The 24,056-nt window shown below is 39.7% G+C and carries 27 protein-coding genes and 2 pseudogenes; 8 read left to right on the forward strand and 21 right to left on the reverse strand.

The features are described 5' to 3' along the window. Nucleotides 1-121: 121 nt before the first annotated feature. Complete coding sequence (locus AC6CIB_RS03130; RefSeq protein ID WP_498277956.1) at nucleotides 122-1,420, reverse strand: purine/pyrimidine permease; 1,299 nt, start codon at nucleotides 1,418-1,420, stop codon at nucleotides 122-124. Between the two features lie 199 nt (nucleotides 1,421-1,619). Between AC6CIB_RS03130 and plsY the strand changes: the two genes are divergently transcribed. Further along, the gene (gene plsY, locus AC6CIB_RS03135) at nucleotides 1,620-2,201 is read left to right on the forward strand and encodes a glycerol-3-phosphate 1-O-acyltransferase PlsY (protein WP_482632556.1); all 582 of its coding nucleotides are present in this window, start codon (nucleotides 1,620-1,622) and stop codon (nucleotides 2,199-2,201) included. A 281-nt stretch (nucleotides 2,202-2,482) separates the two neighbouring features. After that, the gene (locus AC6CIB_RS03140; RefSeq protein WP_498277957.1) at nucleotides 2,483-3,649 is read left to right on the forward strand and encodes a CapA family protein; all 1,167 of its coding nucleotides are present in this window, start codon (nucleotides 2,483-2,485) and stop codon (nucleotides 3,647-3,649) included. A gap of 102 nt (nucleotides 3,650-3,751) precedes the next feature. Here the strand turns inward: AC6CIB_RS03140 and AC6CIB_RS03145 are convergent, their stop codons facing one another. Next, nucleotides 3,752-4,012, reverse strand: a complete 261-nt coding sequence (locus AC6CIB_RS03145) for a hypothetical protein (RefSeq protein ID WP_498277958.1) — start codon at nucleotides 4,010-4,012, stop codon at nucleotides 3,752-3,754. A gap of 128 nt (nucleotides 4,013-4,140) precedes the next feature. On the opposite strand from AC6CIB_RS03145, the gene AC6CIB_RS03150 reads away from it, so the two are divergent. Continuing rightward, nucleotides 4,141-4,431, forward strand: coding sequence for a HesB/YadR/YfhF family protein (locus AC6CIB_RS03150; RefSeq protein ID WP_498277959.1), 291 nt, complete (start codon nucleotides 4,141-4,143; stop codon nucleotides 4,429-4,431). A 36-nt stretch (nucleotides 4,432-4,467) separates the two neighbouring features. On the opposite strand, the gene AC6CIB_RS03155 is transcribed toward AC6CIB_RS03150, so the two are convergent. The 7 genes from AC6CIB_RS03155 to acnA all read right to left on the reverse strand — a co-directional run bounded on the left by AC6CIB_RS03155 (nucleotide 4,468) and on the right by acnA (nucleotide 9,795). Next, the gene (locus AC6CIB_RS03155; protein ID WP_498277961.1) at nucleotides 4,468-4,776 is read right to left on the reverse strand and encodes a hypothetical protein; all 309 of its coding nucleotides are present in this window, start codon (nucleotides 4,774-4,776) and stop codon (nucleotides 4,468-4,470) included. A 67-nt stretch (nucleotides 4,777-4,843) separates the two neighbouring features. Beyond that, nucleotides 4,844-5,260: an acyl-CoA thioesterase gene (locus AC6CIB_RS03160; RefSeq protein WP_498277962.1), complete on the reverse strand. Its 417-nt coding sequence runs from the start codon at nucleotides 5,258-5,260 to the stop codon at nucleotides 4,844-4,846. A 171-nt stretch (nucleotides 5,261-5,431) separates the two neighbouring features. Next, nucleotides 5,432-5,659 carry a small acid-soluble spore protein Tlp gene (gene tlp, locus AC6CIB_RS03165; RefSeq protein WP_498277963.1) on the reverse strand — a complete coding sequence of 76 codons (228 nt, stop codon included), beginning with the start codon at nucleotides 5,657-5,659 and terminating at the stop codon, nucleotides 5,432-5,434. A gap of 80 nt (nucleotides 5,660-5,739) precedes the next feature. After that, nucleotides 5,740-5,883: an acid-soluble spore protein N gene (locus tag AC6CIB_RS03170; RefSeq protein WP_498277965.1), complete on the reverse strand. Its 144-nt coding sequence runs from the start codon at nucleotides 5,881-5,883 to the stop codon at nucleotides 5,740-5,742. A 106-nt stretch (nucleotides 5,884-5,989) separates the two neighbouring features. Next, nucleotides 5,990-6,136, reverse strand: coding sequence for an FbpB family small basic protein (locus AC6CIB_RS03175; protein ID WP_082892732.1), 147 nt, complete (start codon nucleotides 6,134-6,136; stop codon nucleotides 5,990-5,992). A gap of 208 nt (nucleotides 6,137-6,344) precedes the next feature. After that, on the reverse strand, nucleotides 6,345-6,932 hold the full coding sequence (locus AC6CIB_RS03180) for a peroxiredoxin family protein (RefSeq protein ID WP_498277966.1): 588 nt from the start codon (nucleotides 6,930-6,932) through the stop codon (nucleotides 6,345-6,347). 151 nt (nucleotides 6,933-7,083) lie between these two features. Further along, a complete protein-coding gene (acnA, locus tag AC6CIB_RS03185; protein WP_498277968.1) occupies nucleotides 7,084-9,795 on the reverse strand; it encodes an aconitate hydratase AcnA in 2,712 nt (903 codons plus the stop codon). 326 nt (nucleotides 9,796-10,121) lie between these two features. Here acnA and sspO point away from each other — a divergent pair, with 326 nt between their 5' ends. Further along, complete coding sequence (gene sspO, locus AC6CIB_RS03190) at nucleotides 10,122-10,271, forward strand: small acid-soluble spore protein SspO (protein WP_113967856.1); 150 nt, start codon at nucleotides 10,122-10,124, stop codon at nucleotides 10,269-10,271. A gap of 169 nt (nucleotides 10,272-10,440) precedes the next feature. Here sspO and AC6CIB_RS03195 read toward each other — a convergent pair whose 3' ends face one another. Beyond that, on the reverse strand, nucleotides 10,441-10,701 hold the full coding sequence (locus AC6CIB_RS03195; protein WP_498277969.1) for a hypothetical protein: 261 nt from the start codon (nucleotides 10,699-10,701) through the stop codon (nucleotides 10,441-10,443). A gap of 117 nt (nucleotides 10,702-10,818) precedes the next feature. On the opposite strand from AC6CIB_RS03195, the gene AC6CIB_RS03200 reads away from it, so the two are divergent. Then, the gene (locus tag AC6CIB_RS03200; RefSeq protein ID WP_113967854.1) at nucleotides 10,819-10,956 is read left to right on the forward strand and encodes a small acid-soluble spore protein P; all 138 of its coding nucleotides are present in this window, start codon (nucleotides 10,819-10,821) and stop codon (nucleotides 10,954-10,956) included. Nucleotides 10,957-11,356: 400 nt separating this feature from the next. On the opposite strand, the pseudogene selA reads toward AC6CIB_RS03200, so the two are convergent. Next, nucleotides 11,357-12,189: pseudogene (gene selA, locus AC6CIB_RS03205) on the reverse strand (L-seryl-tRNA(Sec) selenium transferase). Between the two features lie 323 nt (nucleotides 12,190-12,512). Between selA and AC6CIB_RS03210 the strand changes: the two are divergent. Further along, nucleotides 12,513-12,905, forward strand: coding sequence for an Hsp20/alpha crystallin family protein (locus AC6CIB_RS03210; protein ID WP_498277970.1), 393 nt, complete (start codon nucleotides 12,513-12,515; stop codon nucleotides 12,903-12,905). A 165-nt stretch (nucleotides 12,906-13,070) separates the two neighbouring features. Here the strand turns inward: AC6CIB_RS03210 and AC6CIB_RS03215 are convergent, their stop codons facing one another. The 4 genes from AC6CIB_RS03215 to AC6CIB_RS03230 all read right to left on the reverse strand — a co-directional run bounded on the left by AC6CIB_RS03215 (nucleotide 13,071) and on the right by AC6CIB_RS03230 (nucleotide 18,209). Next, on the reverse strand, nucleotides 13,071-15,299 hold the full coding sequence (locus AC6CIB_RS03215; RefSeq protein ID WP_498277971.1) for an AAA domain-containing protein: 2,229 nt from the start codon (nucleotides 15,297-15,299) through the stop codon (nucleotides 13,071-13,073). A gap of 205 nt (nucleotides 15,300-15,504) precedes the next feature. Then, the gene (locus tag AC6CIB_RS03220) at nucleotides 15,505-16,146 is read right to left on the reverse strand and encodes a lytic transglycosylase domain-containing protein (RefSeq protein WP_498277972.1); all 642 of its coding nucleotides are present in this window, start codon (nucleotides 16,144-16,146) and stop codon (nucleotides 15,505-15,507) included. Between the two features lie 178 nt (nucleotides 16,147-16,324). Further along, nucleotides 16,325-16,447: a YjcZ family sporulation protein gene (locus AC6CIB_RS03225; protein ID WP_498278638.1), complete on the reverse strand. Its 123-nt coding sequence runs from the start codon at nucleotides 16,445-16,447 to the stop codon at nucleotides 16,325-16,327. Between the two features lie 232 nt (nucleotides 16,448-16,679). Next, entirely contained in the window at nucleotides 16,680-18,209 is a 1,530-nt protein-coding gene (locus tag AC6CIB_RS03230; RefSeq protein ID WP_498277973.1) for a glycine betaine uptake BCCT transporter, read from the reverse strand. Nucleotides 18,210-18,779: 570 nt separating this feature from the next. Here AC6CIB_RS03230 and AC6CIB_RS03235 point away from each other — a divergent pair. After that, complete coding sequence (locus tag AC6CIB_RS03235) at nucleotides 18,780-18,911, forward strand: hypothetical protein (protein ID WP_498277974.1); 132 nt, start codon at nucleotides 18,780-18,782, stop codon at nucleotides 18,909-18,911. Nucleotides 18,912-18,956: 45 nt separating this feature from the next. On the opposite strand, the gene AC6CIB_RS03240 is transcribed toward AC6CIB_RS03235, so the two are convergent. Further along, on the reverse strand, nucleotides 18,957-19,523 hold the full coding sequence (locus AC6CIB_RS03240; RefSeq protein WP_498277976.1) for a 3D domain-containing protein: 567 nt from the start codon (nucleotides 19,521-19,523) through the stop codon (nucleotides 18,957-18,959). A 342-nt stretch (nucleotides 19,524-19,865) separates the two neighbouring features. Continuing rightward, nucleotides 19,866-20,696: a 3D domain-containing protein gene (locus tag AC6CIB_RS03245; protein ID WP_498277977.1), complete on the reverse strand. Its 831-nt coding sequence runs from the start codon at nucleotides 20,694-20,696 to the stop codon at nucleotides 19,866-19,868. Between the two features lie 426 nt (nucleotides 20,697-21,122). Between AC6CIB_RS03245 and AC6CIB_RS03250 the strand changes: the two genes are divergently transcribed. Then, nucleotides 21,123-21,278, forward strand: coding sequence for a DUF8096 family protein (locus tag AC6CIB_RS03250; protein WP_172655591.1), 156 nt, complete (start codon nucleotides 21,123-21,125; stop codon nucleotides 21,276-21,278). A 141-nt stretch (nucleotides 21,279-21,419) separates the two neighbouring features. Here the strand turns inward: AC6CIB_RS03250 and AC6CIB_RS03255 are convergent. The 4 genes and pseudogenes from AC6CIB_RS03255 to AC6CIB_RS03270 all read right to left on the reverse strand — a co-directional run. Beyond that, nucleotides 21,420-21,740: pseudogene (locus AC6CIB_RS03255) on the reverse strand (methyl-accepting chemotaxis protein); the annotation flags it as partial. 250 nt (nucleotides 21,741-21,990) lie between these two features. Continuing rightward, entirely contained in the window at nucleotides 21,991-22,734 is a 744-nt protein-coding gene (gene map / locus AC6CIB_RS03260; protein ID WP_498277978.1) for a type I methionyl aminopeptidase, read from the reverse strand. A gap of 129 nt (nucleotides 22,735-22,863) precedes the next feature. Beyond that, nucleotides 22,864-23,550: an LrgB family protein gene (locus tag AC6CIB_RS03265; protein ID WP_498277980.1), complete on the reverse strand. Its 687-nt coding sequence runs from the start codon at nucleotides 23,548-23,550 to the stop codon at nucleotides 22,864-22,866. After that, nucleotides 23,534-23,914, reverse strand: a complete 381-nt coding sequence (locus AC6CIB_RS03270) for a CidA/LrgA family protein (protein WP_498277981.1) — start codon at nucleotides 23,912-23,914, stop codon at nucleotides 23,534-23,536. Before AC6CIB_RS03270 ends, AC6CIB_RS03265 begins: the two co-directional genes overlap by 17 nt. Between the last annotated feature and the right edge of the window lie 142 nt (nucleotides 23,915-24,056).

Below are 24,056 nucleotides of genomic sequence, written 5' to 3' on the forward strand. Positions count from 1 at the left end.
TCATTATACAAAAGGTAAACATGTTGTCCAAGAAATTGCCTTTGTGGCCTTAGTTTATGAATAATGTGGATTCCTCATACAAGAGACTCTTGCCTGTACAAGACAATAAAAAACCAGCAAACTATAGTTTACTGGTTTCAGGGTGTTGTTTGTTTTTTAACAGAATATATTGTTCTACGATGATTCCTGTGATGGTTCCAAGTATCAATCCATTGTTCAATATGGAGGCAACCACTACAGGCATGTCTTTAAAAGCGGATGGGGGCACAAACATGGCTCCTACCCCTACAATGAGAGAGATGCCGGCGACAAAATGGATTCTTTCGACGTTCTCTTCTTTTCTGTACTCTCCGAGAGCAAGCCCGACCATTTTGATGAAGATGACCGTGGTAACGGCATAGCCAACTGGAGCTGGAAGACTTGCGAATAGATTCATCACTTTTGGGATCAGACTGATGATCATAATGATCGCACTTCCAAGGATAAAGGGAATAATGGAGTACATCGCTGTAGCGGCAACAAACCCGGCAGACCCGGAAATGGGTACAGATCCAATGGCTGAGAATACTCCACCGAACAACTGATTTAATCCCGAAGCAAAGCCGCTCTTCGTAAATCTTTCATATGTGGGCTGTCCCTTTGCCTTCATAACCTCTTCCATCACTCGAATGGAAGCAATCATATTGGTCGTTAACAAGAATGTAATGAAAATGGATGTCACAATGACACCCGTATCAAATACAGGTGCTCCAAAGACTAACACATCCGGTAATGAAAACCAGCTGTCAGAAACAGTCGCGCTTTTACCCAATCCCATGAGTATGAAGACTAGCCAGCCCGAGAGGAGGGCAAGAATAATGGAGTATTGTTGAATCCACTTTCGTTTATGACCTGAAAAGTATAATGCCAAAAGGATGGTTATGATACTTCCTAATAAGACAAACGGCTGTATAGATTGTCCTTCATACTGTATCCCGAACATTCCTTTGATAAAAGATCCGCTTAATTGGAGAATCAATAGCATTAAGTAAATAAATGTAATCGTTGGTGTAAATAAAGTTGATAACTTCTTTAGTAGTCCTGTAGCAGACAAAATAAAGAAAATCACACCACTAACAATCATCCCCCCTTGTAAAACGGTCAGCACTTCTTCATGACTGCTGTACAGGGTTCCTGAAAAACCTGCATAGATGGCGAAAACCCCCCACCACAGTCCGGCGGGTCCTTCATTAATGGGAAGTTTATGACCAACTACTGCTTGAATAAGACTGGCGGCTCCTAACACAAAGATGGTCCGCTGAATAAACCCTGCCGTATCTGCTGGAGACAATTGAAACAGGTCAGCTATGGCAATTGGAGCGGCGATTGAGCCTGCGACCATAAAGGCCACCCATTGAAGCGCTGAAAAAACTAATTGCATATGTGTACACCTTCATTTCAACTATGTAAAGTGTGTCCATTTTAACATACTTCTCTCCATGTGAATCAGATTTATGAGGAATAAAAGATATTATCTACTTTTATGAACAGGTACTAATTTTTTCGCTTATTTTCTCCCCATCCTATGGAAAACATGTTAAAATAAGAACGGATTAGTTATTTTAAAAGGAGCAGTGATGATGATTTTTGCCCTTATACTTGTATTAGCTTATTTATTAGGCTCCATCCCTTCAGGATTACTGATTGGGAAGACGTTCTACGGAAAAGACATCCGCGAGCATGGAAGTGGTAACCTTGGCGGAACCAATACGTTCAGAACCTTGGGTGTGAAGGCCGGGATGATTGTCACCATAATGGATATCTTAAAAGGAACGGTAGCAACTCTCTTACCATTGCTATTTGAAAGTGATGTACATATGTTATTGGCTGGCGTATTTGCTGTGATTGGTCATATGTATCCCGTATTTGCAAACTTTAAAGGAGGAAAAGCAGTAGCTACCTCTGCAGGTGTTCTTCTAGGCTATAATTACATCTTATTTTTAATTTTACTGGCAGTCTTTTTTATTTGCTTGTATGCAACCAAGTATGTATCACTCTCTTCTATGATAGCAGCGGTGCTCGCCTTTACGTACTCGATCTTCACAGGAGATATTCCACTTATTATTGTCGTAGGTATCCTGACCATTTTCGTTGTTTACAGACATCGTGCGAATATTGTCCGAATCAAAAATAAAACGGAACCTAAAATCAAGTGGCTGTAGTAAAAAAGCGACCTAAGCGACAGGCTCTCCCTTATTCTATTGGAGAGTTTCTGGCTGTAGAGGTGGCTTTTTTTTTGGTTTTAGATAAATCAAAAAGGTATAGCCTTTCATTCGTTTGAGAAAGATGATGGATATAAAAAGGCAAATAGGATCATGATGATACAAAATAGTTCAAAATTCACAAAAAAACGATAATTCACCTCAATATTTTCATAAATATGTCCCGCTTTCCCTTATTATTTTGTAAAATAGAGGTAGTGTATATATAAAGGATGATGAATATGAATAAAAAGCGATTAATGACAGGAGTATTCCTTTGTGTTCCTTTACTCTTAGGGATCGGGTTTCTTGTAAATAAGCAATACGCAGACTGGAACACCTCTGCTGAAGGAGATCAGAATGAGAACCTCTACTCTTTGCTCCATACGACGAAAGAAGTTAGAGCTTCGGGGAAATCGATAAAGTCCAATGCAACACTTGCCGCCATCGGGGATATTCTTCTCCACGATACAGTATATAATGATGCAAAAGATGAAAATGGGTATAACTTCACCCCTATGTTCTCACCGATCAAGGACATGCTGGCTGCCCCTGATTTTCTGATAGCCAATCAGGAATCAACCCCGGCTGGTGTGGAACTGGGCGTTTCCAGTTACCCGCTCTTCAATAGTCCGAAAGAAATTGTGAAATCCTTACAGGACGTGGGGGTGGATGCTGTCACGACTGCCAATAATCATTCATTGGATCAAGGTGAAAAAGGTCTTCTAAGTGCAATCGACTATTATGAGAAGATATCCATGCCATATGTGGGTGCATTTAAAAGTCAGGAAGACAAGGAACGAATTCGTACTTTCAATGTAAATGGTATCAAGTTTGCCCTGCTTTCATACACATATGGAACAAATGGAATCCCTGTTCCAAAGGGGAAAGACTACTTAGTCAATCTAATTGACGAGCAAAACATGATACAAGAAGTCAAGAAAGTTAAAAGTATGAACATTGATTTAGTCGTATTGAGTTTGCATTGGGGGAATGAGTATCAACGCTTCCCTACTGAGGAACAGGAAAGACTGGCAAATGTGTTAACAGAAAATGGTGTTGATATCATTTTTGGGCATCACCCACACGTCCTGCAGCCAATCCAAACATACAAAACGAGTGATGGCCGTGATGCCGTAGTCATCTATTCATTAGGGAATTTTCTTTCAGGACAGAAAGATGATTTCAAAGATATTGGAGGAATGGTTACGGTTCAAGTAGAAAAAACGATGAAACCAGGAAATTCCAAGATTACGTACCCTTCCATTGAATTTCAGCCGACCTTTGTTTCGGAAAATCATTACAATAACTACCGAATCTACCCTCTTGGGTTTGCTAAGAAGAATGGGTTGATTGCTTATTCAGAAGAAGAAATGGTTTCACATATGGTGAATGGCCTGCCTGAATAATAAAAAGCGGAAGGTGACATTCCTAAAGCCATCTGCCTATCTATTAACCTGAATTTTGTAAGCCATAAAAAAACGAGCTTCCACAACGGAAAGCTCGTTTTTTTAATGGCCACCAAATAGCAATGAATTAAAGAATATGCCTCCAAGGGCTAATACAGCCAATAAGGCATTGGCCATCAAGAAAGTTTTGCGGCTTCCCTTAAAGAATAGAGTGACCATCCCATAATAAATGAGGGCAGCAATGATAATAAAGGTGCCGGCTTCTATCTGATATTTCGCATCGTGTAATTGCAGGAACGTCAATACACTTAATCCGGTAAATATAAATGCACCTATGTAGTATAATAATGCTTGTGTATTCATCCATCTCATCCTTTATGCGTATTAGTAGATGTTCTTCTTTTCTATGTATATAATATGAAATGAAACCTTCTTTGTAAAGAAACATGAAACACTCTGGAGGAATACCTGTAGAGAAAGGAGTCTCATCAATGAAGATACATATTTCAAAAGAAGCTCTTACGTGGTTTAAGAACGAAATGCTTGTAGAAGAAGGCGAACAAGTTCGTTTTTATGTACGCTATGGAGGTTCCAGTCCTCTGCATGATAGTTTTTCATTAGGAGTGAACAAAGACGAACCGGTTGATCTCGGCGAACGAATTGAAATCGAGAACCGGGAATTTTTTATTGAAGAAAGAGATTTATGGTTTTTTGATGGTCATGATTTGTACGTCGAGTTTGACGATAAGCTTCAAGAACCTTCATATGAGTACAAAAAGTAAGGTAGCATGGAAAGCGGCTGGCATTCGCCAGCCATTTTATTTTCGGTTTATAAAACGTGAGATATGGTCGTGGAGTCCCTCTTTTAGAAGAATGTTATATTGAATATCTCCTAGTAGATCGAAATGGGGAAAACCGTCTTCCCTTTCATGAATCCATTCTTTTTTCAACCCGTACTTATCTCCCCACTGTGTTAATGTATCCAGATCACAACAGCCCACTTTCGTGACAGATCGTGCATGGGGAAATCGGGCATCAAGCCAATAATGAGTGAGAAATGCAATTTCCCCACGCTTCACCCGCTGCTTCCATGCATGTAATTCATGTTTGGTTAACCCGAATGCCATGGAGATTTTCCTTTCTATCATGCTTCCGTAAAGTAGTTTTCAAGAGGGTCTTTCAATTATGTAGACATTACTTCTTGACCTTCTCGTATGCTTCGTGCCAATGTGGGAACATCTTTCGAATCGAAATCGGACGGAAGTTTTCTTGCTTGACGCAAACATGTTTCGAATGTCCCGTGATGGCCAGCTGGTTTTGCCCATTATAAATTTCATAAGCATATGTAATGCGGAGCCCATCATATTCTTCAACCCACGTTTTTATAAACGCTTTTTCCCCGTAACGAACCGGTGATTTATAGCTGACATTCAGATCAATCACTGGAGATAGAATCCCTTTTTTTTCAATATCAGCGTACTTAAAGCCGAGATCTTCAATAAGCTGCGTTCTTCCTAATTCCATCCATACAAGATAATTCGCATGATACACAACACCCATTTGATCGGTTTCTGCGTATCGTACCTCAATGGTTTTTTCAGCAATATGCATCCTCTACACCCTCTTCATCTAATCAGTATCCTTCCTCATTTTAACATAGATGGAGAAGGCATTGAACAATTAGGCTTAGGAGTGAAGGCTGCTAACCTTTTATTGATGAAAGAACCCGAACAGCCAAGTTCTCTTAAGAGCCTTCTCAGTTCGGGTTGCAGATGATTCCTTTTATTGTTCTGTTTGATGAGCTTCGTCTTTAATTTCGTTTCGGAAAGCTTGAAGACTTTCTCGGCGACGTTCATTCTTTTCTTTAATAGACTGAAGCTGCTCTTCACTGTCTGTGAAAGCCATCGACTCCTCAGCCTTCTCCATATTCTCAATCGTATGCTGAACCATGCCTTGAAGCTTCTCTACATTATCACTACGATCATCCGGATTCGGTTTATCCCATGCCATCCTGCATTCCTCCTGCTATTTGTGTTGAGGGACGGACCTTAAGGCCGGTCCCTTTTCATTTTTTGTCACATGGGTAAGAGTTATTCACCCTTTGTTTGGATGACTTGCGCATGCTTACCTGATTTATCTTGCATTTGTTTACCTTTGTTGCCGCCTGCAGATCTTGGTTGTGTACCAAGATGGTTAGGTACAAAGTGCTTTCGACTACCTTTAGGATTACTCATAAACTTCCCCTCCTTACTAGTATGTTTACCAAAAAGAGACGGAAAAAAAGGCGTAATAATTGGCAGTATTAATACCTGAAGCAAAAAAAATAAGCCTCGTAATTCCTTACTCGGCTTTGCCCATTGGGCGCTTTATTTCCAGTCTGGCATCGATTCGTTCTTCAATGGCATCAATGGCATCCTGATCTAGAAGAAGCTGCTTTTTGTTTTCTTTCACAAGATCTGCAAATGATTTTTTTCTTGGTCTGCGCAATCCAATCCCCCTCACTCTCCATTGTGGTTTGTTATAAGTAGTATATCCAAATGTCAGATATTTTAAACAAAGGTCACAATAGTAGAGTTGTTTTTCTGGAAGGCTTATCGGATATGGACGATTGAATATCGAAAGCTCTGAATTGTAGAGGTGCGTCCCTCGTCAGCGATAAGTTATCAGTGTATTAATACGGTTGAAGGTCCGTCCCTCACTTGATTAGCGCGGTGAAGGATTCAAGGCTGGTGATGGCGCCGATTTGTTTGTGGGTGATGATTCCTTGTTCGTTGATGATATAGGTGGTTGGGACCGTTAGGATGTCGTATGCGTTGTTGATTTTGTCGTCTTTGTCTAAAAGGATAGGGAATGTGAGTCCCATTGCTTTTTGGTATTCTTTTACGTTGTATTGGGGATCGATATTGATTGCCAATATTTCAACGTCCTTACCGTATTTCGTATAGAACTCCTGCATGATCGGCATTTCTTCTTTACACGGTGGACACCAAGTAGCCCAGAAATTGAGAACCACTTTCTTTCCCTTCAATTCAGATAAAGTGACGGATTTTCCGGATAAAGTATCCAATTTAAAGTCGATGACCTTGTCCCCAACATTCGGTCCAGGATAGTTCTCTACAGGAGTATTTTCCGAAACCTCTCCTTCTTCTATATCGATTAATTGATCATACTCCTCAGCTTGCCCGAACGTGCTTTCAGAAAACGAAGTGGGCTCTGACTTATTCTCCATATAGAACGTGAAGACTAATAAAGCTACAAGCAAAATGCCAAAAATAGATTTCAAAGGAGTGTGCTCCTCTCACAGGAATGATATTACTTTCATCTTATGTTAGCTTGTCTCAATTTAGTCATGGAATTTCAAGTGACCTTTAGCTTAACGGTTGTTAAAGGGAAGTAAAAAAAGCCTCGGGAAGACCCGAGGCTTTTAGCATGCATTATGCTTTTAATTTATTACGTAGAACCATTTGTAGAATTCCACCGTGGCGGTAGTAGTCTACTTCTACATCTGAATCAAATCGAGCTAGTACTTCGAACTCTGTTTTTGTACCATCTTCAGCTACAGCAGTAACCATTAAGATATCACGAGGTTTAACATCGTTTGTAACATTGACAGAAATCGTTTCTCTACCTGTTAAGCCTAGAGATTCTGCGCTGTCACCTTTTTTGAATTGAAGTGGAAGCACTCCCATCATTACAAGGTTTGAACGGTGAATACGCTCATAGCTTTCTGCAATGACCGTTTTGATACCAAGAAGGTTTGTACCTTTAGCTGCCCAGTCACGAGAAGATCCCATACCGTAATCTTTTCCAGCTATTACAACTAATCCAGTACCATTTTCTTGATATTTCATACAAGCATCGTACATCGGCATTACTTTGTTTTCAGGCCAGTAAGTTGTGAATCCACCTTCTGTTCCTGGAGCGATTTGGTTACGAATACGAATATTCGCAAACGTTCCACGCATCATCACTTCATGGTTACCACGACGAGAACCGTATGAATTGAAATCACGTGGCTCAACATTGTTAGCACGTAGGTATTTACCAGCTGGCGTATCCTTACCGATAGCACCTGCAGGAGAAATGTGGTCAGTTGTTACAGAGTCCCCAAATTTACCAACAACACGCAGTCCATTTAATCCTTGGATATCTTCTGGAGTAGTTGCTAATCCAGTGAAGAAAGATGGATTTTGGATATATGTTGATTGATCATCAAAGCTATAAAGTGGCTCATTACTTGTTTTGATTTGGTTCCAGCGCTCGTTTTCAGAGAAAACATGCTCGTATTCTCTACGGAATAACTCTGGAGTAACAGTAGATTTCACAGCATCTTTGACTTCATCTTGAGAAGGCCAGATGTCTCTGAAGAATACATCATTTCCATCTTTATCTTTACCTAGAGAATCTTTTTGAAGATCAATGTCTACTGTACCAGCTAATGCATAAGCAACAACTAGTGGTGGTGAAGCAAGATAGTTTGCTTTCACTAATGGATGAATACGACCTTCGAAATTACGATTTCCTGAAAGTACAGATGTTAAGAGTAAGTCAGCATCTGATACAGCCTTCTCAATTTCCGGACGTAATGGACCAGAGTTACCGATACAAGTCGTACAACCATACCCTACAAGGTTAAAGCCGATATCTTCAAGGTAAGATAGTAAGCCTGAATCTCTAAGGTAACCAGTTACAACTTTTGATCCTGGCGCTAGAGAAGTTTTTACGTAATCAGGAACGTTCATTCCAAGCTCTACTGCTTTTTTCGCTACTAAACCAGCACCTAGCATAACATATGGGTTAGATGTATTTGTACAAGATGTAATGGCAGCGATACCAATCGCTCCGGTAGGCATAACTACATCTTTACCATCTTCCGTTGTATACTTTGCCGTTTTATTAATTTCAGACGCATCTAAACCAAAGCCTTGAACGCCTTCTTTAGCTGTAATTGACTTATTGAAAGATTCTTTCATATCAGTAAGCGGAATTAAATCCTGTGGCCGTTTAGGTCCAGAAAGGTTAGGTTCCACTGCAGAAAGGTCAATTTCTACTACATCTGTATAGGTTGGTTCTTCCTTCTCAGGTGTGAAGAACATATCATTTTTCTTTAGATATTCCTCTACCATTTTGATATGGTCTTCGTCACGACCAGTTAAACGAAGGTAGTCTAAAGACTCTGAATCAACTGGGAAGAAACCACAAGTAGCACCATATTCGGGAGCCATATTGGCAATTGTTGCACGGTCGGCAAGTGGTAATGTTGCTACCCCTGTTCCAAAGTACTCAACAAATTTCCCTACTACACCTTTTTGACGTAATACTTGTGTAACTTTAAGAGCTAAGTCAGTAGCTGTTGCTCCATTAGGAAGTTCACCTGTCAGTTTTACCCCGATAACTTCTGGGATTGGGAAGTATGAAGGTTGACCAAGCATCCCTGCTTCAGCTTCGATTCCACCTACACCCCAACCTAATACGCCGATACCGTTGATCATAGTGGTATGAGAGTCAGTACCAACTAGTGTATCTGGATATGTTTCAAAATCGCCATCTGTTGTTTCAACAGCGTGAACGACATTCGCTAAATACTCTAAGTTAACTTGGTGTACGATACCCGTTGCTGGTGGTACAGCACGATAGTTTTCAAATGCTTTTTGAGCCCAGCTAAGGAACTGATAACGCTCAGCGTTCCGTTCGAATTCAAGATCCATATTCGCTTGTAAAGCCCCAACTGTACCATATTTATCTACTTGTACTGAATGATCAATTACAAGATCAACTGGAATTTCAGGATTGATCTTTTGTGGATCTCCACCAATATCAGCCATTGCTTTACGTAAAGATGCTAAGTCAACTACTGCGGGTACTCCAGTAAAATCTTGAAGGATGACACGGGAAGGTTTGAATGGAACTTCCGCATCTTTGACTTCAGTTGAGCCCCAGTTTGCTAAATTTTCAACGTGGTCTTTGTTGATCACACGTCCGTCAAACTGACGAAGTACAGACTCCAACAATACCTTTACACTGTAAGGTAAGCGGTTAATTTTTGTTACTCCTGCTTCTTCAAGCGCTTTTAAACGATAGTAATGATAACGTTTTCCTTCTAGTTCGAAAGAAGATCGTGCATTAAATACATCGTTCTTTGCCATTTCGATTCCCCCTCTAAACTACATCACACAATAAGTCGAAAAGTTTTCGTTCTAAAAACTAACGAACTTTTCTCACATTTACATCTTAATACAAGCGATTACATAAGTAAATAACAATAAAGTTATTGTTTTTGATAAGTTTTTCTTATCTAAAATAATAAACTCCTTTAGGTTTCTAGAAAAATATTGGTATAACAACATTTTTCCCCATGTAAAAACGTGTCAGTTGCATGAAATTATTATCGTAAAAAAATAAATCTGCTAGCCTTTCCCTCTTATAAAGGATTGATGATGGTGGCATTCTATCCATATGGAGGTGTTCTACAATGGCTAAACGTAAAGCAAACCATGTAATTAACGGGATGAATGCAGCGAAGGCACAAGGAAAAGGTGCCGGTTACAATGAAGAATATTCAAATGAACCATTAACTGAAGCTCAACGTCAGTTTAATAAAAAACGCAAAACCAATCAGTAATTAAATGATCGGTGATTGAACAGACGAAACTTATGAACATATACTCGGTTTGGTTTAATCACCTTCATTTATGTAAATATCTTCATCTCTTTTCCCCTACCCTGTTTGTTCAGAAATAAAACCCGCTCTGCGAGTGTTTAGCAGAACGGGTTTTATTCCTTCTTATTTCTTACGAATGCCCATTTACTTCACTGACGATCGAAGAAAGGTCTGATTTGAATTGTTGGAGCTGTGCTCTTTGTGTCTCAGATGCCACTTCAAGTGCATTTTCAATTTGTTGATACGCTTCGTTCACTTCATTCTTCAAGTGAGCCAGTTGTGAACCGTAACTGGCTCCATCTAAAACTAGTTCATTAATTGTATTCTGTATTTCAGTAACACTTTGCTCTGCAGCTTGGTACGCTTGTTGTTTGTTTTTATGGTAAGGCATGGATGATCTCTCCTTATTCTGAAATTAGCTTTTTTAGTATGGTCAAATCGGCTGAAAATTATACCCATGAATAAACTGTTTTCCAACAAAGCATTCTAAGAACAGGAGGGATGCTTTATGAACAAAAATGATAGCAAAGATATGCGTAAAAATGCTCCGAAGCAGTCTGGACAACCGGAGCCTTTAAGTGGATCACATAAGGTGAAGAATCGTAATCACACTCGACAAAAACAACATAGCCATCACGATATGTAAGCAAAAAATAAGGGAGTGCAGGAATGGTTAGAACACAATCCTCACTCCCTTTTATCGTTTAATGCAGATTTTTTAACTCATGGATAATGTCCATTTGCTCAAGGGAGGAGACAGTCCGTAAATCAAAGAGAACGGTCCCTTCTTGAATTCTTGTTATGATGGAAGGGTTTCCTTTCTGAGTTTATCATGAAGTTCCTGGGCAGACAGTACGTCATGAGTAACTGAAACAAGATAAGTATCTAATTCGACGTCCGGCATCGTTCCTCCACCAACTGGCTTTTTCCTTTAATTATTTCAAACATGTAATCCGGTTTCAGGGGATTTCCCTCTTCTACGAAATGTGTAGATTGTTGGAAAATCTCTTCTTTTTTTCTGGGTAATGGATGCAATGGTCGGATTTTTATCCTGCTCCTCCCCCTTTTATGTAATGCATAAGTGTCATCTCTAAAGCTGTCAATGTCATCTTGTCTACACGCAGTACCCGGGCTAGCTGATGCTTTTTAAGCTGATCAATCCATTGTTTCTTTCCTGCAATGATACCGGCCTGGGGCCATAATAATTTATCTCCACTAAAAGAAACGAGGTCGCCCCCTTTTTCAATGACTGTCCTTACTAAAGGTTCATTTCCGATACCTAGTTGTGCGAAGTCGTAAAGAGCCCCACTCCCTAAATCTTCATAATATAGTATTTGGTGATGTCGATGGGATAACTGAACTAGCTCATGGTGGAAACGGATGATGTAAATCCTTTTATCACAAAATTACTTTGATGGACCTTCATGATCATGGCTGTTTCTTCCCGTAGTGTTTCTTCATAATCCCTTAAGTGTGTATTGTTTGTTGTTCAAACACCAGAGAGCAGAGCACCGCTTTCTTCCATGATGGAAGAAACCCGAAATGATCCTCCGATTTCCACGAGCTCCTCTCTGGAAACAATCACCTCTTTATGTTTTGCAAGGGCCGTGAGAATAAGGTAAACAGCCGCTGCATTGTTGTTCACAACCATGGCTGCTTCCGCTCCAGTTAACTCACAGATGAATTTTTCAGCGTGGGTATGCCTCGAACCTCTGTTTCCCCCTTCAATATCGTATTCTAAATTACTGTAGTAACCTGCTGTCTTTTTGACATGTTCAATGGCTTCCTGTCCCAATCGGGCACGTCCTAAATTCGTATGCAGGATGGTTCCGGTTGCATTAATGACCTTGCGAAGAGAAAGGGAATACGATTCTTGCATCAAGGTGTCTGCTTGTGCAAACACTTCGTTAACAAAGTCGTCTGATAATGGGTGAGGTCCTTGCCATTGTTCATTGAGCAGGGATCTCCGACAGCGTGTAACCACCTTTTTTAATAGATCCGTCCCTCTTTCTTTTGTGAGGTGATGCTTGTTGAGGAGAGTATAGAATTGATTGGCTTGTGTAGTTGGTGGATGGGTGGGATGTGTCTGACGAGTTGTTTCATTATGACCCTCCTTTATTCTTTATACTGATTATAACACCCTCACCATTTAAATTAGAAAGAATACAATGTGTAAAAGAATAAGTTGGGGGTCAGGTGTAAATGAGCAAGGAAAGGGAGGATTTCTATTTAGAGAACTGGGAGAAGAATATGAAGGATTGGCTATTGGATCCTGCTACGGTTCAATTGGATGAACAAGAATTTAGAGTCGACTTTCTGGATACAACAGAAGCGTTCATTGTAGAAATTGAAACAGAAAATATTCATCCAGAGGAATTAATCATTAAGAAAAATGACACTCAATTGGTAGTATCTATACAGATGAAGGACGAAATAAAGGTGAGAAATCGAACCATTCGTTTTCCCTTTTGTTTAAAGCAACGGGCAATCACTTATTCAATCGAGCATCATACCATCGAAATCAATGTCCCTAAAAAAGAATGTCCCATCCCCACTTCCTTCGTCATCCGAGTCCAGGGGTTATCTAATGAGTAATCACCCTCTCTAAATAGATGAAAAGGTCTGAAGTGAAAACTCAGACCTTTAACCATGTTTTCTGAAGTGAAAACTCAGACCTTTAACCATGTTTATAGGGATTCAGCGGTAACTCCTTTTGAGAGAAGTAGATTTCAAGCTACTAACTTTCAAAAGGAACACCGCTTATTTTTCTACAGTCATTTTGAAGAATTGGCCAGTGATTCTCTTTGAAAAAATCCTAACATGGTAAGGGAATCGGTTTCTTTCTTTTGAAAAAGAATTGAACCAGATGACTTTTTCATCTAACGCGATGAATGGAATTTCCGTTGTTGCTTTTTTCATTTTGATGCTGATTCCCGGTTGCGAAGCGCTGCCGTCTTTACATTGAATTATGACGTTTTTCTCACTGGTGGATACGGTGTGTAATATACCCAATATCTCTTGAGGAATATCTGTTATAAGTCCCACGTTCACAACGATTTTTTGCTTAGCTGCCTTAAGATCTTTCACCAGTCTATTCTGATCACTCACATCGATCCACTTCATTTTCTTAGTCGAGTAAGAGGTGAGTGATGAACTTGTTTCCTTATGCCCTTCTTGTTGAAGATGACGTATGAATTGATGAACAGGTTGGGAAGAATGGGTCTTCTCCTGAATAAATTGATCGTTTCCAATAAGAACGAACTTCCCCCTCGCTCGTGTAATCGCTACATTCAGTAGCCTATCGCTTCCTTTCCGTGTAAGTAGTGCCCCCGGTTTCCCATGGGAAACTCCATCCACGAGATCAAATAGGATCATGTCATTTTCCGAACCTTGAAAGCCATGAACCGTAGCGGCATATAAATTCGTTTGAGGATGTGTGGTCTTTACCAATTCGTCCAGTAAAAGGTTATACCATTTCGCTTGCACACGGTAGGGGGTCACAATCCCGATAGATTGAATACCATCCTCGATCGCTTCCAGAGTAAGGTGGATCGTCACTAAGCTTGATAGGACATTCCAACGTGAGCCTTTTTGCGTTTCTGCCCATTCCGTCCCTTCTTTGAGTGAAAATAACACCGCTCCATGAGAAGGGAAAGGCATTTTATTCGTAATCCCCGCTCTCATCAATCCTACTGAATGGTGATCGCCTACCTTCGATTGGTAGATATAGTGATTGGTAAATGCCGAAATGCTTGGATGCATTCGCCGCTGTTCTGGAAGTAATAATAACTGGGGGTGGTCCTTACCCTTATCAACTGCATGTGCAACCTGAGCCGAATGAAAGATGTCTTCCTTCAGCCACTTGGTTACCATTGGGTGAAAGGACGTAGAAATAGGCGGGAGCTGTTTGAAATCCCCGCAAATAATGATTTTTTTTCCAAGAGATGCAGCAAATGCTACCTGAGGTATATAGGCCATACTCGCCTCATCCACAATAACAAGGTCAAATTCTTCTTCATAAAGAATACAATCAATCGCAGCTTTAGAGAGAGTCGTACCGATGACCTTTGCGTCAGTGACTAGTTCACCTTCTCTTCGTTTAAACTTTTCTTTGATTTTTTGATAATGAACCTCTAGTTGAGACAACCGTTCTGAATCATAACTTGAATACGTTTTAGCCAGTTTATTTTTTAGCCTTCTTCGGTAGGTCTCGACCTTTCCTTTTTCCTCTGCAAGAGTAGGGTCAAGTTGTTCTAATAATTGAAGCACGCTTAAATCTGTAACATTTTCATTATACGCTTTCCGGTTGGTACCATAGCGGATGACTTCCCCTGCTTTCCACCGATCGTGGCTGCTGAGAAAGTGATGCATCTCTTCTATTAAGACATCAACTGCAGCATTACTATGGGAAAGAAGCAATACTTTTTTTCCTTCTGAATAATGATAAGCAGCTACTCTGGCAAGCGTATAGGTTTTTCCTGTTCCAGGTGGTCCCCATAGATACGTAACAGGATTATACTTACTGCGCACATATGCTTCGTGTAAAGGATTTTTAAACGTAGTCTTCGGATGCCTTGTTTCTTTCATTGGATTCATCGCATGCTGAATACGCTGTGTTTTTCCATGGAGCTCTTTTGCTTCGTCTAATCTTTCTATTAACTTCTCTAATATTTCCCACGGTTCATGCAATATTTGACCATAAGAAATGGTGTCTCCAATGAACTGATCGAACTCAATCATGCACTCCCGATCCTCTGAACTAATCACCACCCCTGTGATTCTTGACTGCTTTCTCTTATATACTACACCTCCTCCTTCTGGTAACGACGCAGGGTAACTAAGGATGAACCAATATATATAGGCATTTTCTTCTTTTCGGATACATCTGCCTTCTTCTATCAAAACTCCAGATGTCTCCCGTTTTTTTAGTTGGAGAATTTCCATATCCAGAGCGATTTGCCACTCTTCTATCATTTCTGTTATTTTCATCTGAATCACCTTTGCCATACGAAAAAATTCACGAACCTTATCATAACAATTTATCATGTGAGTGTATATGATTATTGGGTTATTGGGAGATTCTTTGTGGGAGTAGAGTTGCTTATGGGAGTATGAGCCCCCTTTTGCTAACCTGTTCAAAAAAATAAAAAAGAACCGATATAAAATTCCGGCTCTTCTCCAAACTATTAAGAAATCACATAGCCTTGCCTGACTCCTCTTCTTCCTTTTCTACAAATCGGTCTACATAGTACAAGACATCTTCTACATATTTGTCGCTATGATTGTAGGCAAATACGGCTTCTTTGATTTTTCCATCAGCTGCTCCATTTCGTTCCAAATAGTTTGCAGCACTAAACACTGCATCCTCAATTTGAAATGGATCGGCTATTCCATCTCCGTTTGCATCTACCCCATATCCTCCATACTTTTCAATGACGTCAGGGTCTGTTTTTTGGTTTTGTGGGATATTCCCCTTCCCTAAGCCTGAGCAACTCGGGTGTGACCAGCCGACAAATGTACATGGCATGAATTGCATGTGTCCCTCAGCTCCCACGGGAGACACAAGAGTCTTCATGGTGGAAAATTTTGTTTCGACTCGGTGATGGGCAGCCAGTAAATACCATGGTACCCCGTATTCCTCTTCAGCTGCTTTATAAATGGGAATATATTCGGGGGGTACCTCTTCTATACCAACTGAGGACAGGTTATAAGTGGATTCTCCATTATTTACGGCATAATAAATAGCTAAGACGATGATGGGTATAAGGACGATCGTAAATGGTGAGGATCGTTTTTTCTTACTTGGACGCTTTTTTGGGGCAAATTTTTTAGTCATCGAGGCTCGATCCTTTACAAAAATATTGATTCCTCTTGTATTTTAATACGAGAACCACTCTGTGACAATCATTATGTATAAAAAAAGATGACCCCTGTAGTCGATTCTTTCTTCACCGAATGTTGGTAGAGAAATCATTGACTTTGGTTGAGGTCATCTAACCATTATTCATTTATTTTTAACAAACAAAAGCTGCTCCAACGATAATTAATAGGATGAATAAAACTACGATTAACGCAAAGCCACCAGCGTAGCCACCACCGCCGCCATATCCATATCCAGGGTATCCATATCCATACATCATCAGTCACCTCCAGTTATCTTACTACGATATTAATGTATGTAGTGGACAAATTGTAGGTTAATTAAAATCAGCATTTCATTTTTTGACTATGAAATGCACCTGGAGCAGATTGCCTATAAACAGTGGGTTTTGCTTATCATGGAGAAGCGGAAAATGAGTAAAATGTCTAGATAGGAAGTGCTCGATATGTAAAAAAAGCGCCTGGAAAATTCCAGGCGCACAAAGATTCTTACATATGCTCTTTAGGTTCTTTTGTTTTTCTTGGCTTAGGTTTGATGTATAATCCAAGCTCTTTTTTCTCTTGATTCAGTGATTTATACAGAGACACCATCATCAGGGCCATAATGACCGAGAATGGCAACGCTGCGACAATTAATGCATTTTGTAATGCCTGTAATCCTCCACTATAGAGCAGGATTAATGCAACAGTAGACTGAGCAAGTCCCCAAGTTAACTTCACATAGTTAGGTGGAGTTAATGATCCATAGGTTGTTTGCATTCCCAGAACGAATGTAGCTGAGTCGGCAGACGTAATAAAGAAGGTTCCGATTAATGTGATGGCAATGACGGAAAGGATCGTTGACCATTCAAAACCGTTAAATACAGCAAATAACACCTCTTCTGTATTTAGACCTGATATATCTGTTCCTGCTTGTTGAACTTCAATGGCAGATGTACCAAAAGTAGCGAACCAAATGAAACTGACTAAAGCAGGCAGCAGTAGTACACCGATTAAGAATTCACGAATGGTTCTGCCTCGTGATACTCGTGCGATGAAGATTCCGACAAATGGAGACCAGGAAATCCACCATGCCCAATAGAAAATCGTCCAGCCATTGATCCACCCACGATGCTCTTCATTTAATGGCGCAATCCGGAAACTCATGGCAGCAATGTTTTGAATATAAGCACCGATTGTATCAGTGAACATATTCAGGATGAGTAATGTAGGTCCGATAAAGAACATCAACACGAATAGTCCAATTGCCAGTACCATATTCGTATTAGATAGATATTTAATTCCCTTACTTAATCCAGACCATGCAGATATCATAAATAAGACGGTTACAACCGCAATGATAATGAACTGAACGGTGAAATTATTTGGAACTCCCAGTAGATATGAAAGTCCTCCGTTAATTTGGGCTGCACCGAATCCAAGTGTTGTTGCAACACCGACAACAGTTGCGAATACAGCAAGTACATCAATGATCGTTCCCAGTGGACCGTTTACTTTATCTCCAAAGATCGGTTTCAATGTAGCTGAGATTAAGCCGGGCTCATCTTTACGGAATTTATAATAAGCAAGTGCTAAAGCGACAATCGCATAGATCGCCCACGCATGTATTCCCCAGTGGAAGAATGTATAGCGCAATGATTCTTTGATCGCCTGATCCGTTCCACCTTCAGCAAGTGGTGGTGTCAAATAGTGTGACAGCGGCTCGGCTGCCCCCCAGAATACTAAACCGATTCCCATCCCTGCACTAAACAACATGGCGAACCATGTTCCTTTCGTGTATTCAGGTTTCTCGTCTGGCTTTCCTAATCTTATCGTTCCTATTGGACTAAAGATCAAGAACACGCAGAAAATAACAATCACTGTGACTAAAATAAGATAATACCAACCGAATGTTGAGGTAATAAAGGATTGCATATCAGCTGTTACATTTTCGAATGACTTTGGCGCGATGACACCATAGGCAACAGAAGCTGCAACTAATGCAATGGTAATCCAGAAAACATTTGATATCCTCTTCATAAAATTCTCCTTTCCAATTTCGTTTTCTTTTATTGTGCTCTTTTTTATTTATGCAGACACTGACAGCTGGGATTCCATGCGATTCTCTTAGTATGTACACCAGCAACATAATTCTCCATATTTAAAAGAGTCTTAGTTAATGCAGATGGGAAAATGTGCATTCTGAGGATTGTAAAGGAATAAATACTTTTTACCTATTCCCTCCCGACACTCTCTTAAAACCAACATTTGTTACCCTATCAGAAAAAAGTTTAACTTTGCAAGTAAAAACCATTATATTTTTTATATTGTTTGTCATTTTTACGTTTTCATTCCAATTCTTTTTTTGACATGAACGTCCAAATAGGAATCTTCCGGCTTGAGAAACTGGAAATGAATACGCTTTATAAATCCGGTAAGGCAAATATGTTTATATTTTATATAAGAAGAAAAGGCATTTTGATAGATATAATTAAAGGTCTCCTCTAAATTCACTTGAAGTTTTAACTGGGAATTCTTGATGAAGTTCTTGTAGTAATTTTCATGTATCGGTGAATATTAATAAAAGAATGTATGGAAGGAGGTTGAGTCATGAAAAATAAACAAAACAAATCGCAACATGAAACAGCTGAAAAATTAGCTCAACAACAAATGGGTGAGAAAATTGAGATGAAATCCGTTGCTCCTTCTGCTAAAGAAGGTTCTGATGTTCAAGGGAAATAATTTTTGATACAAGAAGGACGCCTAAGTCGGCGTCCTGACTAGTTGTTACTCTTTAATAATTTTCACTTTGACATCTTGTACACCATATTTAAGGGCATCTTTTTCTTTTTCCATATAAATGTCGATGCGTTTTCCTTTAATGGCTCCACCTGTATCTTCGGCACGGGCAAAACCGTATCCTTCTACATACACCTTAGATCCCAGTGGAATGACACTTGGATCGACGGCAATGACTCTGGCATCAGGGTTCTCGATTAAGTCCACCCCCGTCTTGGTAATGCCGATACAGCCCTCACAATAAGCTGTATACGCAGTAGCGGTTACGTTAACCTCTCTTACAACGTTGTCTTCGGAAGTTTCCGTATCAGCGGATTTAACAGCTTGTTCTTCTTGTACGTTATTCACAGTGTAACCATCTTCTAAAAGTTGTTGGCGTGTGCCAACCTCATCTATCGAAACATGATATCGATTTGCAATCTCCCAAAGAATATCGCCTTTTTCTATATTATGATAATCATTCATTGCAGTATCGTCTGAATTTGCAGACGCAGAAGTAAGTCCGATTGTTAGAAAAACTGTGAAGGAAAAAATGGAAAATAATACTTTTTTCATCTTGTGAAATTCCTCCTTTTGTGTTTGGTCTATGAAACCAACAGTTGAAATAGTAACATAGACTTACCTCAGATACATAACAAAGTGTTTATAAACCGATAACAATTAGATGACAAGCGTGTAATATTTATTGTTTTCTGTCGATTCAGCTGGAAGTGTTTCTAACTCTTTCATTTGAAGGGAAATGTTAGTTGAAAAGCGGAGATGAATTGATAGTAAATTGGTAATGAAGAGACTATTAAGATATTTATTCTTATTTGCATCTTGTGTTTAAGAGATAAGCTATTAAAATGTATTAAAGAAAAAAACCACTGAGAATGAATTCTCAGTGGTTCCGATCTATTATTTACTTTCAAGAATTTTTACGTTAACTGATTTTCGGCCCCAATCAACTGCTTGGTCTTTTGATGGGATGAATACGTCGATTCGATTTCCTTTAATCGCCCCACCTGTATCTTCAGCAGTGGCATAGCCGTATCCTTCAACATATACTTTTGATCCCAGTGGAATTACATCCGGATCTACTGCAATTACTTTTGCATCAGGATTATCTAATAAATTTACACCTGTTGCTGTCGTACCTGAGCACCCTTCACAATTTGCTGTGTAAGCGGTAGCTTCTACTGTGATTTCTTTTACAGCTTCCTCTTCTTCAGCGGGTTGTGCTGCCGTTTCTTCTTCAGCAGGTTGTGCCGCAGCTGGTTCAGCTGCAGGCGCTTCAGCTTCTGGAGCTACTTCTGCTGTTTCTTCTTCTTGAGCAGGAGTTGCTGCTTGCTCAGAAGTATTTGCAGTAGCTGAAGGTGCTTTTTTATCTTCTAAATTGAGGACTAATTCTTGTCCAGGCACAATCAGGTCACTTTCAAGAGCGTTCCAGCCTATTAAACTGTCGACGGAAACTCCATATTGTGAAGAAATTCCCCAAAGTGTGTCACCTTTTTTAACTGTATAGTACTCTTTGGATGATACCGTGAGTTCTTGGTCAGGATAGATTAAGTGTGAATTTAAATTGTTCCATTTCATGAGTTTATCAACGGATGTACCGTATTCCTGGGCAATTCCCCATAAAGTGTCACCTTTTTTAACTTCGATGTCTTGTGCTGAAGCGCTAGCTCCACCAGACACTGCAAGTGTAGTAAATGCAGCCACAGAAATAATCGATTTTTTAAGTTTCATAGAAAAATTCCTCCTTATGTAGCTAGCGGTTTATTTATTTTTGCTAACAGGGAAAATACTAACATAGTAAAATCTCAATTCAATAACAGGAACTTTAATATCGTGCGTCAAGAATATTTCACGACTGTAATAGAAAGCGATTTCCTGTATAAACTATCATGTAGAGGGATACTATGGTAATTTTAGATGAAAATAATAGTTGTAAAGGGTATTTATGGATAAAACAGTTAAAGAGTTCTATTCTATTTTGAGGCTGAATTTAGAGGTCATGTTGTCTTTTGGGTAGGTGAATAATTAGTAAATGCTCCTTATATTTTTTAATTAAACAAGATTTAGTCTTGAAAAAGAAGCAAGTTTAATCTTAACAAGCTAGAAGATTCCCACTATACTATAAGAAGTAATGATTGAACTGGAGGATGACAAGGATTGGAAAATCAGGAAGAAAATATCGTACTTTATAAAGATGATCCCGACGAACACAGTGGTCGTTGCGAGTGTGGGAACAATATTTTTAAATCACGTGTATTAGATGGAAAGTTTTATCGAAAGTGTCAAGAGTGTGGTAAAACGAAAATCGTTTAATAGAAAAAATGGGAAACCGGTATCGAAAATCGGTTTCCCTTTTTTCTATTTATTCATTTTTTGAATGATCGTAGAAGCAAATTGAACCAATTCATCTGTTGTATGATTAATTTGCTTGATGGCTTCCACAATATGATTTATTCAGATTGATTTCGTTTGAACATACCCATATAGTTTCCCATTTAAAATTCGAACGGTCATAATGCCGTTCTGTACATTCCCTATTTCTTTGCGGGAGTTCTCCGTTAAGTCAGTCATGTTACGAACCCGGTTTGAGACAACTCCGATTTGCTTGTTGCTTTCATTCACGAGCTGATGAATGGAGTGGCTCAGTTCCTTTGAGTCTTCGGCAAGCTTTCGCACCTCAGACGCAACGACTGCAAATTCCCTGCCTTCATTACCGGCTCGTGCTGCTTCAATTGGGGCATTTAGGGCAAGAAGATTTGTCTGCTCAGCTACTCTTCCACATGGAAACCCCAACTTTTTTTCTATGACAATCATTTTGCTTGTAAAATTTACATAATTCAATGAAGCATGGTCCTGTTGGTTCTATAAGTGAACAATGCACAAAAATCCAGTTTCCACTAATCCCCCTCTCATTTCCTCATATGTATCGTATTCAACTGTAGTTGTACAAAACATATACAAAAAGAGGGACGGACCTTTGATCCTAGGAGCTACTCCTAGGAATCAAGGTCCGTCCCTCACTGCTTTATTGTGTTAAAATAATTGGTTCGTCTTTGGTTATGATGATGGTGTGTTCGATTTGGGCAACGAAGCTGTTGTCGGGTGTGATGTAGGTCCAGCCGTCGCCTTTTTCGATTACGTTTTGTGCTTTGGTAGAGATGAATGGTTCAAATGCGATGACCATTCCTTCTTTTAACAGTGCATTATCCCATGGATCGAAATAATTTAAGATGTGATCGGGTTTCTCATGAAGAGACCTTCCTACACCGTGGCCGGTTAAGTTCATAATCACCGTATAACCATTTTTTCGCGCTTCATTATTAACCGCTTTGCCGATACCGTTTTGTTTAGATCCTGCTCTTGCTTTCTGGAGTCCTGCTTGGAATGATTTTAATGCCGCTTCACATAAATCTGTAAGCTTTGGGTCTCCCTCCCCAACAACAAATGAGATTCCTGTATCGGCATAGTAGCCATCTTTTGAACCGGATACGTCAATATTGACAAGGTCTCCCTCCTTTATAACACGGTCACCGGGTATCCCGTGAGCCACTTCTTCATTCACACTAATACATGTGAAACCAGGAAAATCATATTCTCCTTTAGGGCCTGAAATGGCTCCGTTTTCTTCAAACAGGCTTCCAGCAATATCGTCAAGCTCTTTAGTCGTTATTCCAGACTTTGTCTGAGAGCGTAATTCATCACGGATCATAGCCACAATGCGACCGATTTCTTTTAACGCTTTTAATTCTTCATCAGTTTTGACAATCATATTATCTTCCTTCTCTTTTGAAATTTTACCTTCCCTTACTATACCGAAACACACTCTGTTTTTAAAGGGAAAGCTGTTGTCTAGTATGGTGGTTAATTATTATGGGATTCGCTCCCTTCAATTACTATATCAAATTAAAAGAAAAAGAATAGGGATGACGAAGGACATGATCGTGGCGGTTAATGCCATGGCGGCACCACTTACTGCCCCTTCCCTTTCGCCCTCTTTAATAGCCTGTGCCGTACCTACTCCATGGGAAATCACTCCGAATGGAAGTCCTTTTGCGATGGGGTGCTTTACATGCAACCACTTTAAAATAGACGGTATGATCATAGCTCCGAACATACCCGTCACAATGACGACCGTGGGAATGACTTCTATATTCGCCTCAATCACCTTCCCTATATCAACTGCTACGGGGGTTGTAATGGTTTTAATAAGCAAGGAGCGGTTCCATTCAGATGGGATCCCCAACCACATACTGAAGAAATAAGTAATAAGCATAGACATTCCACTTCCGAACAGGATACCGAAAAGTATAGGCTGTACATGCTGTACTAATAACTTTCGGTGCTGATAAAGGGGATACGCAAGGGCAACAGTAGCAGGTCCAAGTAAATACGTTATGAAAGAAGTAAAGTCTGCATACTGTTCATAAGGAATATCGATGATCAATAATGTGACAATGACAGCAATCGTACTAATAAATATAGGTATCGTTACGGGGGTTGGCCAAAGTCGGTGAATCTTTACGCCAAAGATAAAATACAATACTGTAATGCCTAATGCCATCAGTGAACTAATGAGATGGATCATGGTTTCGTTTCTCCTTCCATCTTATTAAACTCTCTGCTGATAAGGAAGTTGCTACAAATCCGGTTATCCCGCTAATAACCAGAATGACAATAAGTTTCCAGCCGAAATCTAGAAAATATGGCCCCAGAACCATCGCGCTAACAGACAAGGGAAGAAAGAAGAAGGAAAAATGTCTTAGAAAGAATCCTGTACCGTCCACTAATAATCTTTCTTTCACTACACCCGTTAATAATAGTAGAAACAAAAATAGCATCCCGATAACGCTTCCGGGAATGGGTAAATGAAAGAAGTCTGTACACCACTTTCCAATTTCATAAAATAAGCATAGAATGGCAATTTGAATGATGGTCCGAACAACCTGCATAATTTTCTCCTCGCTTTATATTCTTCTCACGAGTTTATCACAAATGGCAGGTCGATTGAGAGTAGTGTTGAACTCAAAAAAAGAGCATGAGGTGTTCTTACCCCATGCTCTTTTAGAAAGAATAGAAGGGATTGGCTTCTTA

The sequence above is a fragment of the Rossellomorea sp. GQ25 genome, from assembly GCF_059758515.1.